Raw genomic sequence first — 1,855 nt, 5'->3', positions numbered from 1 at the left:
TTCCCCAACCACACATACTATCCAAAACAGTGCTTACTGTTTTTCCATGTTCTGTTAAGCTGTATTCAACTTTAGGTGGTATTTCTTGATAAATTTCACGTTTTATAAGTTGATCTTGTTCTAATTCACGAAGCTGCTTCGCTAATGTCCCTTGAGATATATCTGGTATTAGCCGCTTTAATTCACCAAACCGTTTCGTTCCATCTGTTAGCAAAATAAATAAAATAAGTGGTTTCCATTTCCCACCGATTATTTGTAATGTCGCTATTACTCCTTTTAATTTCGGTTCTTGTAAATCCATTTTTCTCACCTCTTCCTCAAATCATAATGAGTAATTTTTCATATTATTTATCCATACGATAAGCGATTAGTACGAAATTTGCGACTATGTACATATAAAGTGCGTACTTTTCACTTGCTATCTTTTAATGAATAATAAAAGCATGCAGTTTTATTTTAAAGTTTATATCAAGGGAGTGGCTAAAATATGTCTATTACTACATTAAAAGATAATCGTATCGTTATCATTGGCGGGAGTTCGGGTATGGGATTAGCTACAGCGAAACAAGCAATTGAACAAGAAGCACATGTTATTATTGCAGGGCGCTCGGAAGAAAAGTTAAAGGCTGCTCGAGAATTAATAAATAACAACCATCTTCAAACTTATATATTGGATAATCAAAATAAGAAACAGTTACAAGATTTTTTCAAGAAAGTTGGTAATTTTGATCATTTATTCACACCAGGTGCCTCTTATACACTTGGGCCAATAACCGCTACAGCTGAAATTGCTGAAAGCAGCTTTATCGGAAAGTTTTGGCCACAATATTATGCAGTAAAATATGCAATTCCTTTTCTTTCAAATTCAGGATCTATCGTATTAATGTCTGGTGCCTTTAGTCAGAGACCACTAAAGGGCGGAGCCGCTTATGGCGCTTGTAATGGTGCTATTGAAAGTTTAGGGAAAGCTTTAGCAGTTGAATTAGCACCGATTAGAGTTAATGTTGTTTCTCCTGGAACGATACAAAGAGAGAATGAACAAAACGAAAAAAGACTAGCTGCTTATGAAGGTTATAAATCTCTTTCTCTTGTACAACGATCTGGATATAATGACGAAATTGCACACACTGTCATTTATTTAATGCAAAATAGTTTTACTACTGGCAACGTATTGTTTCCTGATGGAGGATACATATATCATTAATTTACAAAATTTAATGCCTCCTTAGATTAACTAGTATTAAGGAGGCTATTATTGCTAATCAACGAGGCATTTGTGCTAAATATTTTCGGATAGAAATAAAGTAAAAAAGGCATCGTATATGCCTTTTTTACTTTATTGTTTATTTGTTTATCGGATAACAAACCTCTGTAACCCACTTATTAGGATCTGATTCCATCGCTGGGCTAACGTGATAAATATTAAACATCGGTCCGGCTAATTCATAACCTTCCGTTTCAWTCCATTTTGCTGCCGCCTCATTTACAGCTGTCATTTGTTCGTAACTTCCGTTAACTGTTATTGAAGCTACACAAGATGGATCTATCTTTTTGAAATTAACATCTTTTGTATTTTCATGCTCCCCTAAAATATTTATCTGTATTTCCACATCCACATCATTTTCCTTATATTCTTGATCATGGAATATAGCAATACTATAACTTGGATTAGCTATACTAATATTTTTAACATTAATTTCTTGCATTAATATACGCCATAAATCCCCTTCGCAATTATAAGATCGAATAACCTTTCTAACACTTGCTACATTTCTTTCTGGAATTTCTTTTAATGAAACATGATAGTTCATTTCAATAACATCCTCTCTCATCGTTTTCATTGAGTCTTCGAGGA

The 1,855-nt window shown here is 33.7% G+C and carries 3 protein-coding genes; 1 reads left to right on the top strand and 2 read right to left on the bottom strand.

Annotation, left to right across the window (positions count from 1 at the left end; all coding sequences use genetic code 11):
* Positions 1–301: winged helix-turn-helix transcriptional regulator (locus AC1DTM_RS24825; protein WP_477001130.1), on the bottom strand; the 301-nt coding region annotated here is incomplete at its 3' end.
* A gap of 186 nt (positions 302–487) precedes the next feature.
* Here AC1DTM_RS24825 and AC1DTM_RS24820 point away from each other — a divergent pair.
* On the top strand, positions 488–1,204 hold the full coding sequence (locus tag AC1DTM_RS24820) for an SDR family oxidoreductase (protein ID WP_016104916.1): 717 nt from the start codon (positions 488–490) through the stop codon (positions 1,202–1,204).
* A 139-nt stretch (positions 1,205–1,343) separates the two neighbouring features.
* Here AC1DTM_RS24820 and AC1DTM_RS24815 read toward each other — a convergent pair.
* Positions 1,344–1,855: GyrI-like domain-containing protein (locus AC1DTM_RS24815; protein WP_477001129.1), on the bottom strand; the 512-nt coding region annotated here is incomplete at its 5' end.

The organism is Bacillus sp. P4_D3, assembly GCF_056401855.1.
This window is presented reverse-complemented; position numbering and strand designations above follow the sequence as displayed.

Bases quoted from the DNA above. Each gene is read 5' to 3' on its own strand.
- AC1DTM_RS24820 (WP_016104916.1), top strand. From the start codon at position 488: ATGTCTATTACTACATTAAAAGATAATCGTATCGTTATCATTGGCGGG.